The following is a 21,709-nucleotide window of genomic DNA, read 5'->3' as shown; positions in this document are numbered from 1 at the left end:
GTCACCCCGCGGCGCACGTGGGGGTCGGCGCCTCGCCCGCCAGGCGCGCCTCGGTCCACCGCACGAGGTCCGGGGCGAGCGGGGAGTCGGTCTGCACGAGCCCGACGTGGTCCCGTCCCTGGTAAACGCGGTAGTCGACCGGCTGCCCGGCGGCGCACCGCGCGCCCACGTACGCCTCCTGCGCCGTGGGGAGGATCAGCGTGTCGGAGGCCCCCTGGGCGACGAGCAGCGGCGCGGCGACCGGACCCGTCGGCACGTTCTCGGCCAGGCGCTCACCCAGCGGGCCGGTCGTCGGGTCGGTCGTCCACAGCGGCTGGTCCATCGACAGCGCCTCGGCGACCGAGACGAGCGCGCCCGGCTCCGACAGGCAGCGCGACGCCATCTCCCGCACGACGAACCGCGCACCGGGCCGGACGTACCCAGCGGCATCGCTGTCCGGGTAGATCGCGTCGTACGCCTCGACGACGAACGACGCGAAGACGCTGCCGCCCGCGACGTTCTCCAGGTGGGACACGAGGCCGGTGAGGTCGCTCGCGGGCGCGAGCGCGGCGACGCCGGCGAGGGGGACGTCGGGCGCGTACTCCGGGGCGACGGCCCCGGTCCACAGGGCGGCGTGGCCGCCCTGCGAGTGGCCCCAGACGACGGTCTGCTCGCCGAGCGTCGTGCCGTCCAGCTCGCGCGCGGCGCGGACGGCGTCGAGGACGGACCGCGCCTCGCCCTGGCCGACGAGGTAGGGGTGCGGGCCGTCGGTCCCCAGGCCCACGTAGTCCGTGGCGACGAGCGCCCAGCCGTGCGCGAGGACGTCGTCGAGCAGGAAGAACGCGCCGGACTCGAACGGCTCGGCGAGGACCGACGGCGCGCAGCCGCGCGCGGAGCCCGTCGTGCCGTGGGCCCACGCGATCACGGGCGGCGCGGCGTCGTCCCGGAGGGCGTCCGGCACGACGACGATCCCGCTCGCCACCGCGGGCTCGCCCTCGTCGCGGGTGGTCGTGTAGAGGATGCGCCACGCCGTCGCGCCGTCGGGGATCTGCCGCGTGAACGGCTCGGCGCGCACGAGGCGGCCGGGCTCGCCCGGGACCGACGCGGGCGGGTCGTAGAACGCGTCGACCTGCGGCGCCGCACGATGCAGACCGACGCTCACGACCGCGAGCGCCCCCGCCGCGACGACGGCGAGGACCGCGCCGACGAGCGCGACCCGTCCGTGGCGTCGGGGCCCGGGCGGGTCAGGCGCTGTGGACGTGCCTCCCGGAGCGACGGCGCGTGCGACCCCGGCCTGGGTCCGAGTCCGGCGGACCCCGGCGACGACGAGGCGGACGCCGAGGACCACCACGCGGACTCCGAAGACGACGGCGACGACGAGCACGGTGACGTCCGGCCACGCGAGAGCCAGGACGCCCAGCACGACCGAGGCCGCCCCGAGCGCCAGGCGCGTCCAGCGGTCGACGCCGACCGACCGCACCCCCTCGAACCCGTCCAGGACGCCCGCGACGACGAGCCCGACACCGACGAGGACCGCGACGACGACGATCGACGGCGCAGGCCACACGACGACCGCGACCGCGAGCGCCAGGAACACCAGGGCACGTGCGACGTGCGGCCAGCGCGGGGCCGGCGGTGTGCCGGGGTCGTCGCCCTTGCCGGGCGACCGGCCACCGACGAGCTCCGTGACGCCGAGGACGACCGCTCCGACGACGACCGCGACCACCAGCAGCGCGAGCGACGCGAACGGGCGCAGGACGAGGACCGCGCCGACGACCGTGCACACGACGCCGAGCGTGACGGACACCCACGGAGGGACCCTCTCCCCCGCGGTGGCGGCGGATGCACGCATCCTGGCTCCGAGGCGGCTCACGCGGCGAACGTATCGGGCGCGGTGCCGGTCCGCGCGTCGACCGAGGTCGAGTGCGGCGCGCGGTCCCGGCTCAGGCCGGCGGTGCGGCCTCGTGCGCGGGGCAGGTCGGTGCGCGAGAAGCCGTCTCCCACGAAGAGGAGCCGGTCGCGCGTCGAGGCGGCCAGCGCGTACGCGAAGCAGTCGCCGAGGTCCAGCCGCGCGGGGTGGCCGCTCCCCCGCCCGAACTCGCGGTACGCCTCGCGGGCGATCTCGGCGTGCTGGGGCGTGAAGGGTTCGACCTCGATCCCGTACAGCTCGAGGAGGGCGTCGAGCCGGCGTCGCCGATGTCCATGGCTCGCGCCGCCCGACCGAGGGCCGGCCGCGAACGCAAGAACTCAACCGAAGATCGCAATATCATTACAGAGCCTTGCGCTCGTCTCGACGGCGCTCTAGTGTTCGGCACGAACGACCCTGCGCGGAGGTGCGACCGCGCAGCGGGCCGGAGGGTCAGCACGCCCTCCGGTGAGCACGGAGGCGGACCGCCTCCCGAGAGAAGACGGGTCAACGATGATTCGCAGCACGAACCACCTCGGGGCGCGGCGACGCGCCCGGGTCGCGACCGCCACGGCCGTCGCCCTCACGCTCGTGGCGGGCACCGCGTCGACGGCCCTCGCGCACGGCAAGCCCCAGCCGCCGACCCCGGCCGTGGTGACACGGGCCGCCGTCGACCCCGCGCTCGTCGAGGGCCGCGGCGCCGCCGTCCCGTTCCTCGAGCAGGAGGCGGAGAACGCCGTGACGACGGGGACCGTGATCGGGCCCGGCCGTGACGCCTACACGATCGAGGCCGAGGCGTCGGGTCGCTCGGCCGTCCGTCTCGCGGCGGGGCAGAACGTGGAGTTCACGCTCCCCGCGGACGCGAACGCGGTCACGGTCCGGTACTCGATCCCCGACTCCCCCAGGGGCGGCGGGATCACGTCGCCGCTCGACGTGTCGGTCCTGCGCCAGGGCAAGAAGGTCGGCCTGGACCGGCGCATGACGCTCACGTCGGCGTACTCCTACCTGTACAACCAGTACCCGTTCACCAACGACCCGGCGGCGGGCCTCCTCCAGCCCGGCTGGTGGGTCACCGAGTGCGCGTGCGTCCCCGCGGAGACGACGCCGACGCCGACGTTCGAGAAGCCGTTCCGCCCCATGAAGTTTTACGACGAGCAACGGCTGCTGCTCGGCCAGACGTACAAGAAGGGCGACGTCGTCCGCCTCACGGTCCCGGCGCGCGGAGCCGCCGAGTGGACCGTGATCGACCTGCTCGACTCGGAGAAGGTCGCGCCCCCCAAGGTGCGCCTGCTCGCCGCGAACGCGCTGCTCTTCGGGGCCGACCCCACCGGCCGGCGCGACTCCGCCGACGCGCTCGACAAGGCGATCGCCTTCGCCAAGAAGCACCGGCTCGAGGTGTACGTCCCGCCGGGCGTCTACCAGGTGAACCGGCACGTCCTCGTCGACGGCGTGACCATCCAGGGCGCCGGGAGCTGGTACACCGTCTTCCGGGGCAAGGAGGTCGCGCTCGACACGCCCGCCCCCGACGGGTCCGTGCACACCGGGGTCGGGTTCTACGGGCGGTACGCCGACGAGGGCGGCAGCTCGAACGTGCACCTGCGCGACTTCGCGATCGTCGGGGACGTGCGCGAGCGCGTCGACACCGACCAGGTCAACGGCATCGGCGGCGCGCTCAGCGACTCGTCGATCTCCGGCCTGTACCTCCAGCACACCAAGGTCGGCCTGTGGTTCGACGGGCCGATGGACAACCTGCGCGTGGAGAACACCGTGATCGTCGACCAGATCGCCGACGCGCTGAACTTCCACGGGGGCGTGACGAACTCGGTCGTGCGGAACGTCTTCGTCCGGAACACCGGCGACGACGGCCTCGCCATGTGGTCCGAGAAGCTGGCGAACACCGGCAACGTGTTCGAGAACAACACGATCCAGTCCAACACCCTCGCCAACGGCATCGCGATCTACGGCGGCACGGACAACACCGTCCGCGCGAACCTCGTCGCCGACCCCGTGCGCGAGGGCAGCGGGCTGCACGTCGGGTCGCGGTTCGGGGCGGAGCCGTTCGCGGGCTACCTCCACCTCACGGACAACACGGCGGTCCGGGCGGGCACGTACGAGCTCAACTGGAACATCGGGCTCGGCGCGATCTGGTTCTACGCGCTCGACCGCGACATCGACGCCGACGTCCGCGTCACCGGCGACCACTACCTCGACAGCACCTACAACGCGATCATGCTGGTCTCCGACTGGGGCGTGAAGGACCAGGTCGCGATCGAGGGCGTCGCCTTCCAGGACGTGCGGGTCGACGGCACCGGGACGTCGGTCGTGAGCGCGCGCGTGCGCGGCGGTGCGTCGTTCGAGAACGTCGACGCGCGCAACGTCGGCTGGGCGGGCGTGAACAACTGCGGCGCGTTCAACTTCCCGGCAGGCGGCACGGAGTTCACGCTCACCGATCTCGGCGGCAACGACGGCACGTCGCTCAGCCCGTGGGAGCCGGGCACCGTGAACTGGCTCGGCCGGTTCGTCCCCAGCGCGCCGAGCTGCAACGACCGCCCGCCGGTCGTCGCTCCCCCGGCCCCGTCCCCCTGGGTCCAGCCGGTCGGCTGACCCCACCCCGCTGAGTGCGTGAGATAGTCGCGGTCGGACGGTCCGGCCGCGACTATTTCATGCACTCACGCGGTGGGCGGGCCGGTAGGGTCCCCCGGTGATCCTCGGACCGGACGACGACGTCGTCGCGCGCCTCGGGCGGATGCCGCGGCGGATCGCGGTGGCCGGGGTGTCCGGCGCCGGGAAGACGACGCTCGCGGGCCGGCTCGGCTCGCGGCTCGGGATCCCGTTCACCGAGCTCGACGCGCTCCACCACGGGCCCGCGTGGACGCCACGGCCCGCGTTCCTCGACGACGTGCGCGCGCTCGCCGCGCAGGACGCGTTCGTCACGGAGTGGCAGTACGCAGCCGCTCGACCGCTCCTCCTCGCGCGGGCGGAGGTCGTCGTCTGGCTCGACCTGCCCACGCGCGTCACGATGCGGCAGGTGGTCGCGCGGACGCTGCGCCGGTCGGCCCGACGCGAGGTGCTGTGGAACGGGAACGTCGAGCCACCCCTGTGGCGCACCTGGTACCGGGCACCCGAGGAGAACATCGTCCGGTGGGCCTGGACGACGCGCCACAAGTACCGCGACCTGCCGGAAGAGGTCGCACGGGACGCCCCAGACGTGCTGGTCGTCCGGTTGCGGTCGCGGCGCGAGGTCGAGCGCTGGCTCGCCGCGCTCCCCGTCGTCGACGGCCCCTGACGACACCTCACGACGCCGGCACGGGGTACCGGTCAGACCGCTGTCAGACCGCCTCGGCCGCCACCTGGCGCGCGAGCGCCTCGACGATGCGGACGTCGGCGTCGAGCCACGGCACGGTCAGCCAGCTCCCGGCGTCGAGCCAGGTCAGCGCGTCGTGCTCCACGAGCGGCTGCGGGTCCCCGGCGGTGATCCGGGCGAACCACAGGCGCATGACGTGGCGGTCCGTGATGATCCACGTCCCGTGGTCCGGCCCCTCGAGCTCGTCACCGAGCTCGACGGCGACGCCCAGCTCCTCGCGCAGCTCGCGGTGCAGCGCCTCGGTCGGCGTCTCCCCGGGGTCGACCTTGCCCCCGGGGAACTCCCAGCGACCTGCGAGGTGCGACGGTCGTGACCGGCGCGCGCTGAGCAGGAGCCGCGGAGCGACGAGATCGTCGACGATCGCCGCGGCCACCACCAGTCTGCGCAGAGTCATACGCGGAGTGTCGCACGGCGTCGTGTCGTGCGGGTGACGCGGTCACGCCCACGGCCCGCCAGGGCCGTCGAGCCCGTCGGTCAGCGCAGGCCGGCCGCCCGCGCCCAGGCCACGGCCTCGGCGCGCGTCGAGACCCCGAGCTTGCGGTAGAGGCTGCGGACCTGCGACTTGACCGTGTTGCGCGTGACGAAGAGCTTGGTGGCGATCTGCTCGAGCGTGACGTCCTCAGACAGGTTCGACAGGACGACCCGCTCGCGGCGGGTCAGCGGGGCGATCGGCGTGGCGATCAGCTCCGACGGGGCCGCCATGGGGCGGACCAGCTCGATGGTGCTCATGTTCTCCTCCAGGTGCTCTCCGGTCACGTCATCCCCACGTGGCGAGTTCCGGTGTGTTGCTACAAGAAGAGATGGACCAACGTCCCGTTCATGACGCGAGTTTTCACCCCGAGATCTGACCGACCGTCAGAAGCGGGTCGCGCGGATCCCCTGTAGACACGTCTTCGCAGTTCAGAGGGTCTTTCCGGACAGACAGAACCGGCGCCGGACAGCGCCGTGGAGGGGCTCCACGCGCCGTCTGACGCCGGTTCTACAGTGTGATCTACGTCACACTCTGTCGAGCAGATCAGTTCCCGACGTGCGCCGCGTACTGGTCCGGGGTGAGCAGGTCGCCTGTCTCCACGACGTCGACCTTGAACAGCCAGCCGTCGGTGTACGGGTCGGAGTTGACGACCGCCGGGTCGTCGATCGCGGCCTGGTTCACCTCGACGACGGTGCCCGTGACGGGCGAGAAGAGCTCCGACACGGACTTGGTGGACTCCACCTCACCGATGACGCTGCCCGCGGTCACCTCGGAGCCCACCGCCGGCAGCTCCAGGTAGACGATGTCACCGAGCGCCTCGGCAGCGGTCGCCGTGATGCCGACGACGGCCGGGTTCGAGCCGTCGATCCACTCGTGCTCCGCCGTGTACTGCAGGTGGGCCGGGAACTGGGCCTCGGTCATGGGGTTCTCCTTCGAGCTCTCTGGGACGGCTGGGCAGGTCAGGACTGCTGGGGACGACGGTAGAACGGGAGCGGCACGACCACCACGGGCTCCGCGCGGCCGCGCACGTCGACCGCGAGCTCGGTGCCCTCCGCCGAGAGCTCGGGCGTCACGTACGCGAGCGCGATCGGGTGGCCCAGCGTCGGCGAGGGCGCCCCCGAGGTCACGGTGCCGACCCGGCGCGCGGACTCCCCCACCGCTCCCCCGGGCTCGGCGTCGGTGCGCACGACGGCGTAGCCCGCCCGGGCGGGACGGCGCCCCAGGCCCTTCAGGCCGACGAGCACGCGCGCGGGCGCGGACGCCCGGCGCGCCGCGAGCGCGGCCCGCCCGACGAACTCGAGCGGCGAGCCGTCGGCGGCGACCTTGTCGAGCTTCACCACGCGACCGAGTCCCGCCTCGTACGGCGTGGTCGTCGTGTCGAGCTCGTGCCCGTACAGCGGCATGCCCGCCTCCAGGCGCAGCGAGTCGCGCGCGGACAGACCGGCCGGCACGAGGCCCAGCGGCGTTCCGGCCGCGAGCACCGTGCGCCACAGGTCGGCGGCACGGTCCGCGGGCACGAACAGCTCGAAGCCGTCCTCCCCCGTGTACCCGGTGCGCGCGACGAGCGCGTCGACCGCTCCGTCGTCGGTCCGCAGCGCCAGGGGTACGGCGGCGTAGTACTTGAGGTCGCGCACCGCCTGCGCCGCGGCGGGGTCGGCGGCGTCCGTCAGACCCGCGACGATCTCCTCCGCGTGGGGGCCCTGCACCGCGACGAGGGCCGTGTCCGCACCCTGGTCCGTGACGGTGGCGTCGAACCCCGCGGCGCGGGCCACGAGCTCGCGCGCGACGAGGTCCGCGTTCCCCGCGTTCGCGACGACGAGGAACCGCTCCTCACCCAGCCGGTACACGACGAGGTCGTCCAGGACCGCCCCGTCCTCCTGGCAGATCATCGTGTACCGCGCCCGGCCCGGCGCGACCGCCGTGAGGTTGCCGACGAGCGCGTGGTCCAGCGCGGCCGCCGCCTGCGGACCGGCGACCTCGATCTCGCCCATGTGCGAGAGGTCGAACAGGCCCGCGGCCTCCCGGACCGCGCGGTGCTCCGCGAGGTCGGACGTGTACCGCAGCGGCATGAGCCAGCCGCCGAAGCTCGTGAGGTTCGCGCCCAGCGCGACGTGCTCGTCGTGCAGCGGGCTGTGCCTGTCGGTCGGCCTGTCGGTCGGCTGGTCGGCGGGCCGGTCGATCGGGTCGGTCGGCTGGTCGGTCATGCGAGGTCTCCCGTCACGTAGGACTCCACAGGCGGGCACGAGCACACCAGGTTGCGGTCGCCCCGCGCACCGTCGATGCGGCGCACCGGCGGCCAGTACTTCCCGGCGCGCAGGCTCGCGACCGGGTACGCCGCGAGCTCGCGCGAGTACGGCTTGTCCCACGTCTCCGCGACGAGCGCGGCCGCCGTGTGCGGGGCGCCGCGCAGCGGTGACTCCTCCACGCTCCAGCGGCCCGAGGAGACGGCGTCGATCTCGCCGCGGATCGCGACGAGGGCGTCGACGAACCGGTCGAGCTCGGCCAGGTCCTCGCTCTCGGTCGGCTCGACCATGAGCGTGCCTGCGACCGGGAACGACAGCGTCGGCGCGTGGAACCCGTAGTCCATGAGTCGCTTCGCGACGTCCTCCGCCGTGACGCCGGTCTCCGCCGTGATCGGGCGCAGGTCGAGGATGCACTCGTGCGCGACGAGCCCGTTCGGCCCGGTGTAGAGCACCGGGTAGTTGTCGGCGAGGCGGCTCGCGACGTAGTTCGCGGTGAGGACCGCGGTCTTCGTCGCCTCGGTGAGCCCGTCGGGACCCATGAGCGCGACGTACGCGTACGAGATCGGCAGGATCCCGGCCGACCCGTACCGCGTCGCCGAGACGGGGGTCGCGGCGGACGCGTCCGGAGCGAGCGGGTCGCCGGGGAGGAACGGGACGAGGTGCTCGGCGACGGCGACCGGGCCGACCCCGGGCCCTCCCCCGCCGTGCGGGATGCAGAACGTCTTGTGGAGGTTCAGGTGCGAGACGTCGCCCCCGAACTCGCCCGGCCGCGCGAGGCCGACGAGCGCGTTGAGGTTGGCGCCGTCGATGTACACCTGACCACCAGCCTGATGTACCAGATCGCAGACCTCGCGCACGTGCTCCTCGTAGACGCCGTGCGTCGACGGGTAGGTGATCATGATCGCGGCGACGCGCGGGCCGTGGTCGGCCAGCTTGGCGCGCAGGTCGTCGAGGTCCACCTCGCCGCTCTCGGCCGTCCGCACCACGTCGACCTTCAGGCCGGCGAGGGCCGCCGACGCCGCGTTCGTCCCGTGCGCCGATGCCGGGATGAGGCACACGTCGCGCTCGGTGTCGCCGCGCGACACGTGGTAGTCGCGGATCGCGAGCAGGCCCGCGAACTCGCCCTGCGACCCCGCGTTCGGCTGCACCGAGACCCCCCCGTAGCCCGTGATCTCCGCGAGCGCGGACTCCAGGCCGCCGATGAGCTCCGCGTAGCCGAGCGCCTGGTCAGCGGGCACGAACGGGTGGAGGTCCGCGAACTCCGGCCAGGAGATCGCCTCCATCTCCGCCGTCGCGTTGAGCTTCATGGTGCACGAGCCCAGCGGGATCATCGTGCGGTCCAGCGCGAGGTCCTTGTCCGAGAGCCGGCGCAGGTAGCGCAGCATCGAGGTCTCGGAGCGGTGCAGGTGGAAGATCGGGTGCTGCAGGTAGGTCGTCTCGCGTCGGAGCTCGGTCGGCAGAGCGACCGGGGTTCCGGCGGTGAGGGCGGCCCCGTCGGGGATGCCGAAGGCCCTCAGCACCGCGGCGAGGGTCCCGGGAGTGGTGGTCTCGTCGCAGGCGATCTGTACATGGTCCGAGTCAGGGTTGTACAGGTTCACGCCTGCGGCCGCTGCTGCTGCGACGACGGCGTCCGCCCGGCCGGGGACGACGGCGCGGACGGTGTCGAAGAAGGCGTCGTGCTCGACGGTGACGCCGCCCGCTCGCAGCGCGTCGGCGAGGGCCGTGGCGCGCGCGTGGGTACGTTCGGCGATCGCGCGGAGGCCGTCGGGGCCGTGGTAGACGGCGTACATCGACGCCACGATGGCGAGGAGCGCCTGCGCGGTGCAGATGTTGCTCGTCGCCTTCTCGCGGCGGATGTGCTGCTCGCGCGTCTGGAGCGCGAGCCGGTAGGCGGTGTCGCCGTCGGCGTCGATCGAGACGCCCACGAGGCGGCCGGGGAGCGAGCGCTCGAGACCCTTGCGGACCGCCATGAACGCGGCGTGCGGGCCGCCGTAGAACAGCGGGACGCCGAACCGCTGGGCCGAGCCGACCGAGACGTCGGCGCCGAGCTCGCCGGGGGAGACCAGCAGCGTCAGGGCCAGCAGGTCGCTCGCGACCGTCACCAGCGCACCCGCGGCCTTGGCCTCCGCGACCACCGGGCGCCAGTCCACGACGCGTCCCGACGCCCCGGACTGCTGGACGACGACGCCCACGAGCTGCGCGTCGTCGTCCACCCCGGCGGGGAAGGCCCCCGCCGCCCGGGCCGCGGCGAGGCCGGCGTCCAGGCCGCCCGAGAGGTCCGCGACCACGACGGGCAGGCCGACGGCGTGCGCGCGGCCCAGCGTCACCGCGAGCGTCTGCGGGAACAGGTCGGCGTCGAGGGCCACGTAGCCGCTCTTCGCGCGCGACGCGCGCCACATGAGGGCGACGGCCTCGGCGACCGCGGTGGCCTCGTCCAGGAGGGACGCGTTCGCGACGTCGAGGCCCGTGAGGTCCTCGACGACCTGCTGGAAGTTGAGGAGCGCCTCGAGTCGGCCCTGCGAGATCTCCGGCTGGTACGGCGTGTACGCGGTGTACCAGGCGGGGGACTCGAGGACGTTGCGGCGGATCACCGGGGGAGTGACGGTGCCGTAGTACCCGAGCCCGATCATCTGCGTCTTGACGACGTTCTTGCCGGCGAGCGCGCGCAGGTGGTCCAGCACCTCGGTCTCGGTGCGCGCCGCGGGCAGGTCGAGCGGGCGCTCGGTGCGGATCGACGCCGGGACGGCCGCGTCGACGAGCGCGTCGAGCGAGGCGTAGCCGAGCTGGTCGAGCATCGCGCCGACCTCGCGCCCGCGCGGGCCGAGGTGGCGCGGTGCGAAGGCACCGGTCGCGGCGTTGTGCCGCGAGCTGGGGTCGAAGGACGGCTGGGTCACGAGGGACTCCCGGTGGAGGGGACGACGGCGGGTCCCTCCCCGCTCTGTCATCGGACGCACGCGTCGACCTGAGAGTTTTGCCGGTCCGCCGTGCCGCGAGGGCCGGGGCGCGCCGACTTGCACCGTCGGTGGGCCGAGGCCGCCGGAGGTCCGACGGGCGCACGGCCGCTTTCCAGAGTTGCCTCACCTCGACGGTACGGGGGCCTGAGAGATTCCCGGGGAGGGTTTGCTCCTTCGGCGCCGGCGCCGGTCCGGGGGACCGTGGCGCCGAGCTCTCCCGTCGTGGCTCGGGCGGCAGTACTGCAGTTGTGCCTCGATCCTACCGGTCGAGGCGCGGCGCGCGCCGCCACATCCCTCCCGCCGTCGTCTCATGTGACAGCTAATAACTACGGACCCCGAACGATCCGCGCTAGCGTCGCCGCGGACGAAGCGACGACGCGACGTGGGTGGGGGAGTCATGACGACCGAAGGTGCGGCCTCGCAGCCGTCGCTGGGGGAGCGGGTCCGACGCTGGACGACCATGTGGGGGCTGCTGCGGCACGCGGGCGTCCCCCTCGTGGCGGTCGGCCTCTCGCTGAGCGTCCTCCTCGCGCTCCTGCCGCTCGTGTCCATCGTCGCGCTGGGCCGCGTGCTCTACCTCCTGCCGAGCATGACCGACGGCGCCGCGAGCGCCGGGTGGGACGACCTGCTCGCGGTGCTCGGCGTCGCGGTCGGGGCGCTCGTCGCGCAGCAGCTCCTCGCGCCGTTCCAGACCGGGATCGTCGAGACGATCGGGCGTCGGGTCGACCAGCGCTGCATCGACCGGCTCCTCGACGCGGCGCTGTCCGACGCCCCGCTCGCGCTCCTGGACGACTCCGAGGTGCTGGACGTCGTCGCCGACGCCCGCGCGGCGTTCGCACGGCAGAGCATGAGCCCCGGCGACGCAGCCGGGGCGCTCGTCCCGCTCGTCGGCCGCTACGTGCAGCTCGTCGGCGCGGCCGTGCTCGTCACGGTCGTCGTCTCGCCGCTCGCGGGCGCCGTGATCCTCGCGACGGCCCTCGTCATGCGGGCGGGGGTGCGGGGCACGTTCAGCAAGCTCACCCCGATCTGGAAGACCCTCCACCCCCAGCGGCGCCGGATGCACTACCTGCGGGAGCTCGCGACCACGCCCGGGATCACCAAGGAGGTCCGCCTCCTCGGGGTGCTCGGGTGGCTGCGCGAGCGCCTGCGCCGGGAGACGATGGCCTACCTCGAGCCGCAGTGGACGGTCAACCGTCGGCTCCAGCTCTGGCCGTTCGTGGGGTTCTCGGCGATCGGCCTGGTCGGCGGCACGATCGTCCTGGTCCTGGTCGCCCTCGACAACACGCTCGACCTCTTCGCGCTCGGCGTCGCGATCCAGGCGGTGCTCATCCCCTTGCGGTTCGGCGTGTACTTCCCCGAGTGCGACGTGCGGACGCAGTTCGGCCTGCTGTCGTTCGACGCCCTCGAGACGTTCGAGCAGCGCCTGCGGTCCGCCACTCCCGAGGGCGGCGGGGAGGACGACGGCGCCCGCGTCCCGCACGGCGTGATCCGCTTCGAGGACGTGTGGTTCCGGTACTCCGACGACGGCGCGTGGGTGCTGCGCGGCCTCGACCTCACGCTCGTCCCGGGCACCTCGACGGCGATCGTCGGGCTCAACGGTGCCGGCAAGACGACGACCACCAAGCTCCTCGCGCGCCTGTACGAGCCGACGCGGGGGCGCATCACGGTCGACGGCGTGGACGTGCGCGACCTCCCGCTCGAGGCGTGGCGACGCCGCCTCGCCCTGATCTTCCAGGACTACGTCCGCCTCGAGCTCTCGGTCAGCGACAACGTCGGGCTCGGCGCGCCCGAGCTGCGCGACGACGCCGACCGGCTGCGTGAGGCGATCGCCGCCGCGGGGGCGGACGACGTCGTGGACGGCCTCGCCGACGGCCTCGACACGGTGCTCTCGGGCGGGTACGCGGGCGGCCGCGACCTGTCGGGCGGGCAGTGGCAGCGCATCGCGCTCGCGCGCGCCCTGCTCGCCGTCGCGGGCGGGGCGGACGTCCTCGTCCTCGACGAGCCGACGGCGCAGCTCGACGTCCGGGCCGAGGCCGAGTTCTTCGAGCGCTTCCTCGCCCACGGTGCGGTCGCATCGGTGGCGCGCGAGCGCGCGGTGACGTCCGTCGTCATCTCGCACCGCTTCTCGACGGTCCGGCCGGCCGACCAGATCGTCGTCCTCGCGGAGGGCCGCGTCGTCGAGCAGGGCACCCACGACGAGCTCCTCGCGGCCGAGGGCCGGTATGCCGAGCTCTTCGTCCTCCAAGCCCGCCGGTTCCGCAGCGACTCGCCCGACGACCCCGACCCCGACGCGACCAGCCCCACGACGGCCCTGACCTCCGGAGGTGCCCGATGAGGCGCGTCGCGCTCGCCGCCCGGTTCATGCTCTCGCTCGCCTGGCAGACGGACCGGCGCCGCCTCCTGGTCGCGGTCGTGCTGCTCACGATCGGGTTCCTCGCCGGTCCTCTGGTCGGCGTGGGGCTGGGGCTCTTCACCGATGCGCTCGTCGACACGGACGTCGCGCGCGCCGTCGGGCTCGCGTGCGCGGTCGCGGTCCTCGTCATCGCCGAGCTCATGCTGGGCCACTTCGCCCACCTGTCGTACTTCGAGGTCGCGGACCTCCAGCAGCTCCGCCTGCTGGACGAGGTCGCCGAGCTCACGCACGGCTCGACGGACCTCGCCGCCCTCGAGGACCCGGACCGCGTCCGTCTCCTCACGTCGGTGACGGAGGGCCTGCAACGGGTCCGGCTGGCGCTCGAGGGCACGCTCCAGCTCGGCGGGATGGTGCTCCAGGTCCTGGTCACCACGGTCATCCTCGGTCTCGTCGAGCCGTGGCTGCTCCTGCTGCCCCTCGCGGCCCTGCCGCCCGTCTGGCTCGCCGACCGCGCGCAGCGGGTGCTCGACGCGGCGCGCGACGTCACCGCCGACGACGTGCGGCTCTCCCGGCACCTCGTCAGCGCCGGGACCACGGGTTCGTCGGCCAAGGAGATCCGGCTCTTCGGCGCGCGCCACCTCGTCGGGGACCGGCAGCGCGCGGCGTGGGACCGCACGACGGCGGTCCTGTGGAGCGCGCACCGGCGCTCCGCGCTGCTGCGCGCGGCGGGCCAGGTGTGGTTCGCACTCGCCTACGGGGCAGCGGTCCTCCTCGTGCTCCGCAGCGCCGCGTCCGGCACGGCGGCCATCGGCCAGGTCGTGCTCGTCGTCACGCTCGCCATCCAGGTCAGCACCCAGGTCGCGGGCGCGCTGTCGCTGTTCGGCAGCCTCCAGGACGCCGGGCGGACGGTCGAGAAGCTCCTCGAGCTGCGCGGGACCCCGACGGCCCCGGGCCGGGTCGTCCCAGCCCCGGGCGCGGCGCCCGCCGAGGTCGCGCCCGCCGTCGAGAGGCTCCCCGCTCGCCTCGAGCAGGGCGTGCGCGTCCAGGACCTCACGTTCACCTACCCCGGCGCGGACCGACCCGTGCTCGACGGCGTCACGCTCGACCTGCCCGCCGGGGCCACCGTCGCGCTCGTGGGGGAGAACGGCGCCGGGAAGTCCACCCTGGTCAAGCTCCTGTGCGGGCTGTACCGGCCGACGTCGGGCCGCATCCTCGCGGACGGCGTGGACCTCGCCGCGGTGGCGCCCGGCGCGTGGCAGTCGCGCGTCGCGACGCTGTTCCAGGACTTCGCGCGACTCGAGCTCTCGCTGCGCGAGGACGTCGGGATCGGGCGCGTGGACGCGCTCCACGACGACGACGTCCTGTGGGTCGCGCTCGACGAGGCCCGCGCCCGCCCGATCGTCGAGCGCTCGCCCGACGGCCTGGACCAGGTCCTCGGCACGGGCTACGCCGACGGCGCCCAGCTCTCGGGCGGCCAGTGGCAGACGCTCGGGCTGGCCCGCACGCTCCTGCGCACCGACCCGCTCCTGCTCGCGCTCGACGAGCCCGCGTCCGCGCTCGACGCGACCGCCGAGCACGCGCTCTTCGAGCGGTTCACCGAGACCGCGCGGCGGACCGGCACCACGTCCGGCGGCGTCACGCTGTTCGTCTCGCACCGCTTCTCGACAGTGCGCGACGCCGACCTCATCGTCGTGCTCGACGGCGGCCGCGTCGCCGAGCTCGGCACCCACGACGAGCTCGCCGCAGCGGGCGGGGCCTACGCCGAGATGTACGCGCTCCAGGCTCGCGCCTACCGCTGACGGCCGTCTGACAGGGTGGGGACATGACCGCCGACACGATCGCCGACGTCGTGCTCCTGCTCGTGCTCGCGGGCGCCGGGGTCCTGCTCGTCTGGTGCGCCCGGGCGACGGCGTCCGGGCGTGTGGGACGCAACCAGGTCGCCGGGATCCGCACCGCGACGACGCTCGCGAGCGACGAGGCGTGGCAGACCGCCCACCGTGCGGCGCGACCGCTGAGCGAGGCCGCGGGCTGGGTGCTCGTCGCTGCCGCGCCGGTGCTGTTCCTCGTCGGCGACGACGCGGGCCTCGTCGTGGTGCTGGTCGCGACGGGCCTGACGCTCGCCCTCGCGGAAGGCGGGCTCGTCGTCGGGACCCGCGCCGTGCGGCGCGAGGCCGACCGCAGCCGCTGACGCGCGCTCAGGTCGGGCGGGATCGCGTCAGGCGGGCTCGGAGACCAGCTCGCGCTCCGCCGTCGGGCCGGGCTGGGGCTCCTGGGCCGCGCGGCGCGACGCGGGGCGGCCGTAGGTGAGGTAGAGCGGGAGGCCGGTGAGGAGCAGCCCGCCGACGAGGTTGCCGAGCACGGTGGGGATCTCGTTCCAGATCAGGTAGTCCATGATCGTGAACTCGCCGCCGAGCAGCAGGCCGGACGGGAACAGGAACATGTTGACGATCGAGTGCTCGAACGCCATGAAGAAGAACAGCATCACGGGCATCCACATCGCGATCGCCTTGCCGGGCACGTCCTTCGCGACCATCGCGCCGATGACGCCCATGGACACCATCCAGTTGCACAGCATGCCGCGCACGAACAGCGTGAGCATGCCCGACGCCCCGTGCTCCGCGTACCCGACCGTGCGGCCCTCGCCGATGTGCCCGATCGCCTGACCGACCTCGTTGGGCGGGGTGTCGAACCCGTACGTGACGACGATCGCCATCATCACGGCGACGGCGAACGCACCGAGGAAGTTCCCCACGAACACGAGACCCCAGTTGCGCAGGACGCCGCGCACCGTGATCCCCGGCCGCTTGTCGAGCCAGGCCAGCGGGCCGAGGACGAACATGCCGGTGAGCAGGTCGTACCCGAGCAGGTACAGCAGGATGAACCCGACCGGGAAGAGGACGGCGCCGAGGATCGCGTGACCCGTGGTGACCGTGACCGTCACCGCGAACGCGGCGGCGATCGCGAGGATCGCGCCACCCATCGTCGAGCGGACGAGCGTGTCGCGCGTGGACAGCAGGACCTTGTTGGCGCCGGCGTCGATGATCGTCGGGACGAGCTCGGCAGGCTTGACGTAGGACATGGGCGGGCTCCGGTCTCTGAGGCGACGTCGCGGCAGGGGAGCGCCCGACGGCGCGTCCCACGCTAGGAACCCGCGGTTTCGACCGCGTTCCCGCCGGGGAGCGACCTCGTTACCGGGGTCGCTCAGCGCGCAGGGTCGCCCTGTGAGAACTCGGTACCCGGCGCGGGCTCGACCGTGACGGACCGGACCGTCGCGAGCCGCCGGACCGCGCGCTCGAGGGCCCGCGTGCGGCGCGGCGTCGCGCGGAAGGTCACGACGATCCGCCCGGCCCGGCCGTCGTCGTCCACCGGCTCCGTCGCGAGCGAGTCGAAGCTCACCCCGCGCGTCGAGAACACCCCGGTCAGCGCCGTGAGCGTGCCCGGCTGGTCGAGGCCGTGCACGGTCGCGACCCACGCGGTCTCCGCCCCGCCCCGGGCCGACGGCGCCCGGTCGCCGGTCGCGGTCGACGCACCCGGGACGGGCGCACCGGTCCCGGCCTGCTCCCGGCCGGTCGACCGGTCGTCCCGCGGCACCGTGGTCGCGGCGACCATGCGCTCGACGCCGTCGGCCGCGTGCGCGAGGCGGCGCGCCTCGTCGTCGGGCAGGTCGTCGAGGAGCACCCGCGTCCACCCGCCGGGCCCGAGGACCACCGGGACGCCGAGGACGCCACGGAACGGGCCGGCGTCGGGCGCCCCGCGGCCGCCCGTCGGGCCGGCGAGCCGTCCGTCGAGCTCGCCGTCGAGGGCCACCTGCCCGGCGACGACGATCTCGCGGCCGTCGAGGATCACCTCGAGCAGGTCGACCGTCGCGCTGGCCGTCCCCGCGGGCGTCTTCGCGCCGGACTGGTGCGTCATCCACGGGCGCGTGACGAGGCGCAGGTCGGCCGGCCACGTGTCGATGAGGTCGAACGCCGCACCCATGTCCTCGGCGGCGACGCGCGCCAGCTCGGTCTTCGCCGCGGCGATCTCGGCGGGCAGCGCGTCGAGCGTGCGGCCCCGCCGCAGCGCGGCGACGGCCCGCGCGCGCTCGTCGGCGTCGAGCCCGCTCACCCGGACCGTCGACCACAGCGGCACGGCGTCCTCGCCGTGCTGGCCCCCGACGAACCCGCCGACGCGGTGCCGCCGCACGCCCAGCTCCACCGCGAGCTCGCGCCGGAACCGCAGCGTGTCGAGCCACGCGCCCATCCCGAGCACGCGGTGCCGCCCGAGCCGCTCCGCCATGACGGCGACGCCGAGCTCCACGGGGTTCGTCACGACGATGACGACCTCGTGCCCCGAGCCGTGCCGCGCGATCGCGTCGGCGTACTCGGCGAGCACGGCGCCGTTCGCGGCGGCGAGGACACGGCGGTCGGGGTCCGCGCCCGTGCGGGCCGGAGGCGTCAGGCCCGCGGCGACGACGATCACGTCGGCCGTGACGTCCTCGGGGGAGTGCGCGACGTCGAGGAGCGGCGCGTGCTCGTCGTACGCGTCGACCAGGTCCGCGCGCAGCCCGTGCACGGCGCGCCCCGACGCCCCGCCCGCGCGCCCGACGAGCTGGAGCCGCGCCGTCGGCGGCAGCACCCGCCGCTCGACGATCTGCGTGCACACCTGCCGGCCGACGTCTCCCGTCGCCCCCACCACCGCTACGTCCACCCCGGCAGGCTACGTCCCGACCGATGAGTCCGGGCGCCGAGGCGGGTCACGACCGGTGAGGACGGGTGGACCATCGCGACGCAGCGGGGACGAGAGGAGCAGGACGATGACGACCGCCGACCCGACGGTGAAGAACCTCGACGGCTACGGCACGCCGCCGATCGAGTGGGCGCGCGTGCACGACACGCTGTTCGGCCGGCTCCCGCAGGAGCCCGGTGCCGGCGGCCCGAACCGGCACACGACGTGGCTCGCGACGACGGACCCCGACGGGAAGCCGCACGTGGTGCCGTTCGGCGCGCTCGCGCTCGACGAGGAGATCTTCCTGTGCTCCGGCGAGGGCACGCGCAAGAACCGCAACCTGCACCGCGACCCGCGCTGCACGCTCACCGTCGCGACAGAGCCCTTCGACCTCACCGTCGAGGGCCGGGCCGAGCGCGTCACGGACCCCGAGACCCTGGAACGCGCGGCGGCGGGGTTCCGCGCCGACGGCTGGCCCGCGACCGTCGACGGCGACGCGCTCACCGCGGAGTTCAGCGCACCGTCCGCCGGTCCACCGCCATGGGCGGTCTACCGCCTGCTCCCCGAGCGGGTCTTCGCGTTCGGCACCGCCGAGCCCTACGGCGCGACCCGCTTCGACCTCCCGCCGAGGTAGAGGCCTGGTCACGCGAGGTAGAGGCCTGGTTGCGCGAGGTAGAGGCCTGGTCGGACGAGGTAGAGGCGTGGTCGTGACCACGGCTCTACCTCGGCGTCAGGCGAAGGCGATCTCCGCGGCGGCGGCGACCATCTCGTCGAGCACCGCGGAGACGACCGGGCGGGGCTCGTGGCGGGTCGCGCGGTGGCGCGCGACGAGGCGGCGGGAGCCGAGGCCGGGCAGGCCGACGACCGTGACGCCGTCGGGCACCTCGTCCGACGCGCCGCCCTCGACCGCGAGCGCCGGGAGCATCGCGACGCCGAGCCCGGCCGCGACGAGCGACAGCGCGACGTCGAAGTCGTAGTAGTTGTGCCGCGTGCGCACGGTCCCGCCGAGCCCGCGGGCCAGCCGGCGCAGGGCACGCGCCGCGGCGGTGCCCGGCTCGGGTCCGAGCCAGACGACGTCGCGCACGTCGTCGAGGCGGGTCGGGGTGGGCATGCTGGCCGGGACGACGAGCCGCCACGGCTCGTCGAGCAGCACGATCTCGCGCGTCCCGCGCGGCGCGGGGGAGTCGGCCTCGTAGTCGCGCTCCAGGAGGACGACGTCGAGCTCGCCCGCGCGCAGGAGGCGCAGCGCCTCGGTGGGCTCGCGCTCCTGCACGTCGAGCTCGATGCCCGGCGCCGTCTCCGCCAGCCGTCCGGCGACGGGTGCGACGACGGCGCGGATCGCCGTCTGGAACGAGCCGACCGCGACGCGGCCGCTGACCTCGTCGCCGAGCGCCGCGAGCGCCTTGCGCGCCTCGACCAGCTCGGTCTCGATACGTTCGGCCGTCTCGGCGAGCACGCGGCCGGCCGGGGTGAGGGTCACGCCGCGCGGGCCGCGGTCGAGCACGACGACGCCCTCCTCCGCCTCGAGGCGCTGGATCTGCTGGGAGACCGCGGACGGGGTGACGTGCAGGAGATCTGCTGCCGCGAGAATGCCCCCACCGCGGTGCACGGCAAGGAGGAAACCAAGTCTGCGTGGGTCCGTCGCCATGTAGAGATGCTAAACGGCCGGTGCAGAATCCTTCGATTGTGCTGAAGCCCGAGAACCCTCACACTTGTCGTGGCGCCGGTCGGTTACCTCCTCCTCCTTACGGGTCGGCGCCCGAGCTTCCGCACCACCCGCACCACCCGCGCCACCAGCCACCGGCCCGGAGCGCACAGCCACCGCAGCGTCGCGGTACCCCCCTCCACCCCTCTTCGTCACCGGAGTACCGCTGTGCCCGTCACCCTCGACGCGTTCGTCATGTTCCTCGGCTGGATCGGCGCCGCCGCCGGCGTCGTCGCCTACGCGATGGTCAGCCGCGGCCGCTGGGCCGCGTCGTCCGCCCCGTTCCAGCTCACCAACCTCACGGCCGCCGGCCTCATGGGCATGGTCGCCGCCGCGAACGGGGTGTGGCCGTCGGTGGCCGCCAACATCGTGTGGATCCTCATCGGCGTGCAGGCGATCGTCGTGATCGTCCGGGCACGGGCGCGCCGCCGCGCGACCGTCGACGACGTGGCGGCCCCAGCGGCCGCGGTCGTTCCGGGGGCCGTCACGACCACCGTCCCCGACGCGGTCCTGCCCGACGGCGACCCCTCGCCGCGTGAGGTCGGGCTCGCCGCCTGACGACCCACCCGCCCGCCGAGAGTCGCACTCCGCGCCGAGAGGGGCGCCCGTCCGTGCATCCGTCGAGCACGGGTGCGTCTCTCGCGAACCGCGTCTACACCCCGGCGGGCGTGATGAGCCCGACGAGCAGGCCCATCACCAGCACCGTGACCAGCTCGTGCGCGGCGTTGAGGACCGTGAGCCCCGCCGGCCGACCCTCGAACGCGTCGTGCGTGACGAACCGCGCGGCGGTGAACCCCGCCCACAGCACGACGGCGGTCAGCAGCGCGTTGCCGAGGTAGCCACCCCCGTAGAAGGACCACGCGAGATAGGTCGCGCCCGCGAGCACCCACGCGGTGACGAAGCTGACCACGAGCGTCACGACGATCGGCACGACCGCGTCGCGCCCCTCGCCGGACGGGTCGACCTTCGCGACGCGCATCCAGTAGGTGCCGAACACCTTCGGGGTGTACCAGACCGAGCCCACGACCATGCTGGACACCGTCGCGGCCAGCACCGCCCAGTAGTTGATCTCCGGAACCATCGGACCGCTCCCTCGCGTCGACGCCGTCGCTCGGAGCGTAGCGCTCAGGCGGTGGCGCCCGCCTGCGGGCCGACGACCACGTCCACGACGACCGCGCGGTGGTCGGACAGTCCGGTGTCGACGGCGGTCGCGGTGCCGACCGCGCGGATCGTCGCGGCCCCGGGCGCCGCATCGACGAGCACGTGGTCGATCTGTCGCACGGGCCGGTCGACGGGGTGGGTCAGCACGTCGGCGAGCGACGTGAACCCGGTGATCTCCGCGGGTTCCGGGGCGCGCAGGTTGAGGTCGCCCAGCAGCACGAGCGGGCGGGGGAGCGGCGCGCACGCCCGGACGAGGGACCGGAGCTGGTCCGCGGTGAACTCGGGGCGCGAGGTCGTGTGGGTCGTGACGACGGTGAGCGGCCCCCACGGCGTCACGACGGCGGCCGCGAGCGCCGCGCGCGGCTCGTCCGGGACGACGCGGAACGGGACGAGGCGCGCGGCACCCGTGGTCGTCCCGAGCGTCCGGCGCCGGACGCGCGAGCGCCACGGCATCCGGTCGAGCTCGAGCCGCGACCACCCCGCGACCGGGAACCGGCTGACCAGCCCGATCCCGTAGGACGCGACGCCGGGCACGCGCCGCACCCCCGATCCGGGTCGGCCTGCGCGCACCCAGGCGCCGGAGACGCCGCGCAGGGTCGGGGAGAAGTGCCGGTGGTCCGCGCGGAGCGCCTCCGCGGCGACGGCGACGAGGTCGGCGCGGTGCGAGCGCGGCGAGTCGCGCTCGACCTCCTGCAGCGCGAGCATGTCCGCGTCGAGGTACGCGACCGCCCGGGCGAACCGCTCGACGTCGACCGTCCCGTCGAGCGCGGCGCCGTGCAGGGCGTTGAAGGTCGCGAGGCGCAGCGCGCCGTCGGGTCGCGGGGGCAGTCCGGGAGAGGCGGAGTCGGTCGGCACCGCACGATCC

The 21,709-nt window shown here is 74.2% G+C and carries 18 protein-coding genes, 1 pseudogene and 1 riboswitch; of the genes and pseudogenes, 7 read left to right on the top strand and 12 right to left on the bottom strand.

What is annotated here, in order from left to right; all coding sequences use genetic code 11:
* Position 1: 1 nt before the first annotated feature.
* Together ACFVN3_RS16735 and ACFVN3_RS16730 are read right to left on the bottom strand one after the other, a co-directional pair.
* Entirely contained in the window at positions 2-1,786 is a 1,785-nt protein-coding gene (locus ACFVN3_RS16735; RefSeq protein WP_378234054.1) for a lipase family protein, read from the bottom strand.
* A gap of 62 nt (positions 1,787-1,848) precedes the next feature.
* Positions 1,849-2,175, bottom strand: a pseudogene (locus ACFVN3_RS16730) (PIN domain-containing protein); the annotation flags it as partial.
* A 223-nt stretch (positions 2,176-2,398) separates the two neighbouring features.
* Here ACFVN3_RS16730 and ACFVN3_RS16725 point away from each other — a divergent pair.
* Positions 2,399-4,489, top strand: coding sequence for a glycosyl hydrolase family 28-related protein (locus tag ACFVN3_RS16725; RefSeq protein WP_378234053.1), 2,091 nt, complete (start codon positions 2,399-2,401; stop codon positions 4,487-4,489).
* A 97-nt stretch (positions 4,490-4,586) separates the two neighbouring features.
* The gene (locus ACFVN3_RS16720; protein WP_378234051.1) at positions 4,587-5,171 is read left to right on the top strand and encodes an AAA family ATPase; all 585 of its coding nucleotides are present in this window, start codon (positions 4,587-4,589) and stop codon (positions 5,169-5,171) included.
* Positions 5,172-5,214: 43 nt separating this feature from the next.
* Here the strand turns inward: ACFVN3_RS16720 and ACFVN3_RS16715 are convergent, their stop codons facing one another.
* The 5 genes from ACFVN3_RS16715 to gcvP all read right to left on the bottom strand — a co-directional run bounded on the left by ACFVN3_RS16715 (position 5,215) and on the right by gcvP (position 10,909).
* Complete coding sequence (locus ACFVN3_RS16715; RefSeq protein ID WP_378234050.1) at positions 5,215-5,643, bottom strand: (deoxy)nucleoside triphosphate pyrophosphohydrolase; 429 nt, start codon at positions 5,641-5,643, stop codon at positions 5,215-5,217.
* A gap of 80 nt (positions 5,644-5,723) precedes the next feature.
* Positions 5,724-5,978: a helix-turn-helix transcriptional regulator gene (locus ACFVN3_RS16710; protein WP_082140876.1), complete on the bottom strand. Its 255-nt coding sequence runs from the start codon at positions 5,976-5,978 to the stop codon at positions 5,724-5,726.
* Between the two features lie 286 nt (positions 5,979-6,264).
* Entirely contained in the window at positions 6,265-6,642 is a 378-nt protein-coding gene (gene gcvH / locus ACFVN3_RS16705; RefSeq protein WP_378234049.1) for a glycine cleavage system protein GcvH, read from the bottom strand.
* 38 nt (positions 6,643-6,680) lie between these two features.
* Positions 6,681-7,925, bottom strand: a complete 1,245-nt coding sequence (gene gcvT, locus ACFVN3_RS16700) for a glycine cleavage system aminomethyltransferase GcvT (RefSeq protein WP_378234048.1) — start codon at positions 7,923-7,925, stop codon at positions 6,681-6,683.
* Positions 7,922-10,909 carry an aminomethyl-transferring glycine dehydrogenase gene (gene gcvP / locus ACFVN3_RS16695; RefSeq protein ID WP_378234047.1) on the bottom strand — a complete coding sequence of 996 codons (2,988 nt, stop codon included), beginning with the start codon at positions 10,907-10,909 and terminating at the stop codon, positions 7,922-7,924. The genes gcvT and gcvP overlap by 4 nt, the downstream gene beginning before the upstream one ends.
* A gap of 131 nt (positions 10,910-11,040) precedes the next feature.
* Positions 11,041-11,148, bottom strand: a riboswitch (glycine riboswitch).
* A 167-nt stretch (positions 11,149-11,315) separates the two neighbouring features.
* Here gcvP and ACFVN3_RS16690 point away from each other — a divergent pair.
* Genes ACFVN3_RS16690 through ACFVN3_RS16680 form a run of 3 tightly spaced genes read left to right on the top strand, consistent with a single transcriptional unit; the run spans position 11,316 to position 15,459 of the window.
* Positions 11,316-13,253, top strand: a complete 1,938-nt coding sequence (locus tag ACFVN3_RS16690) for an ABC transporter ATP-binding protein (RefSeq protein WP_378234046.1) — start codon at positions 11,316-11,318, stop codon at positions 13,251-13,253.
* The gene (locus ACFVN3_RS16685) at positions 13,250-15,070 is read left to right on the top strand and encodes an ABC transporter ATP-binding protein (protein WP_378234045.1); all 1,821 of its coding nucleotides are present in this window, start codon (positions 13,250-13,252) and stop codon (positions 15,068-15,070) included. The genes ACFVN3_RS16690 and ACFVN3_RS16685 overlap by 4 nt, the downstream gene beginning before the upstream one ends.
* Positions 15,071-15,093: 23 nt before the next feature.
* Positions 15,094-15,459 carry an SdpI family protein gene (locus ACFVN3_RS16680; RefSeq protein ID WP_378234044.1) on the top strand — a complete coding sequence of 122 codons (366 nt, stop codon included), beginning with the start codon at positions 15,094-15,096 and terminating at the stop codon, positions 15,457-15,459.
* Between the two features lie 27 nt (positions 15,460-15,486).
* Here the strand turns inward: ACFVN3_RS16680 and ACFVN3_RS16675 are convergent, their stop codons facing one another.
* Together ACFVN3_RS16675 and ACFVN3_RS16670 are read right to left on the bottom strand one after the other, a co-directional pair.
* Positions 15,487-16,350 carry a formate/nitrite transporter family protein gene (locus ACFVN3_RS16675; protein WP_378234043.1) on the bottom strand — a complete coding sequence of 288 codons (864 nt, stop codon included), beginning with the start codon at positions 16,348-16,350 and terminating at the stop codon, positions 15,487-15,489.
* 122 nt (positions 16,351-16,472) lie between these two features.
* On the bottom strand, positions 16,473-17,960 hold the full coding sequence (locus ACFVN3_RS16670) for a lactate dehydrogenase (protein ID WP_378234042.1): 1,488 nt from the start codon (positions 17,958-17,960) through the stop codon (positions 16,473-16,475).
* A gap of 106 nt (positions 17,961-18,066) precedes the next feature.
* On the opposite strand from ACFVN3_RS16670, the gene ACFVN3_RS16665 reads away from it, so the two are divergent.
* Positions 18,067-18,612: a pyridoxamine 5'-phosphate oxidase family protein gene (locus tag ACFVN3_RS16665; RefSeq protein WP_378234041.1), complete on the top strand. Its 546-nt coding sequence runs from the start codon at positions 18,067-18,069 to the stop codon at positions 18,610-18,612.
* Between the two features lie 96 nt (positions 18,613-18,708).
* Here the strand turns inward: ACFVN3_RS16665 and ACFVN3_RS16660 are convergent, their stop codons facing one another.
* Positions 18,709-19,626 carry a LysR family transcriptional regulator gene (locus ACFVN3_RS16660; RefSeq protein WP_378234040.1) on the bottom strand — a complete coding sequence of 306 codons (918 nt, stop codon included), beginning with the start codon at positions 19,624-19,626 and terminating at the stop codon, positions 18,709-18,711.
* 225 nt (positions 19,627-19,851) lie between these two features.
* Here ACFVN3_RS16660 and ACFVN3_RS16655 point away from each other — a divergent pair, with 225 nt between their 5' ends.
* Positions 19,852-20,241: a hypothetical protein gene (locus ACFVN3_RS16655; protein WP_378234039.1), complete on the top strand. Its 390-nt coding sequence runs from the start codon at positions 19,852-19,854 to the stop codon at positions 20,239-20,241.
* A 94-nt stretch (positions 20,242-20,335) separates the two neighbouring features.
* On the opposite strand, the gene ACFVN3_RS16650 is transcribed toward ACFVN3_RS16655, so the two are convergent.
* On the bottom strand, positions 20,336-20,764 hold the full coding sequence (locus ACFVN3_RS16650; protein ID WP_141389743.1) for a DUF1761 domain-containing protein: 429 nt from the start codon (positions 20,762-20,764) through the stop codon (positions 20,336-20,338).
* 44 nt (positions 20,765-20,808) lie between these two features.
* Positions 20,809-21,699: an endonuclease/exonuclease/phosphatase family protein gene (locus tag ACFVN3_RS16645; protein WP_378234038.1), complete on the bottom strand. Its 891-nt coding sequence runs from the start codon at positions 21,697-21,699 to the stop codon at positions 20,809-20,811.
* Positions 21,700-21,709: the final 10 nt, after the last annotated feature.

It is taken from the genome of Cellulosimicrobium sp. NPDC057862, from assembly GCF_042797035.1.
Classification (GTDB): Bacteria; Actinomycetota; Actinomycetes; order Actinomycetales; family Cellulomonadaceae; genus Cellulosimicrobium.
This window is presented reverse-complemented; position numbering and strand designations above follow the sequence as displayed.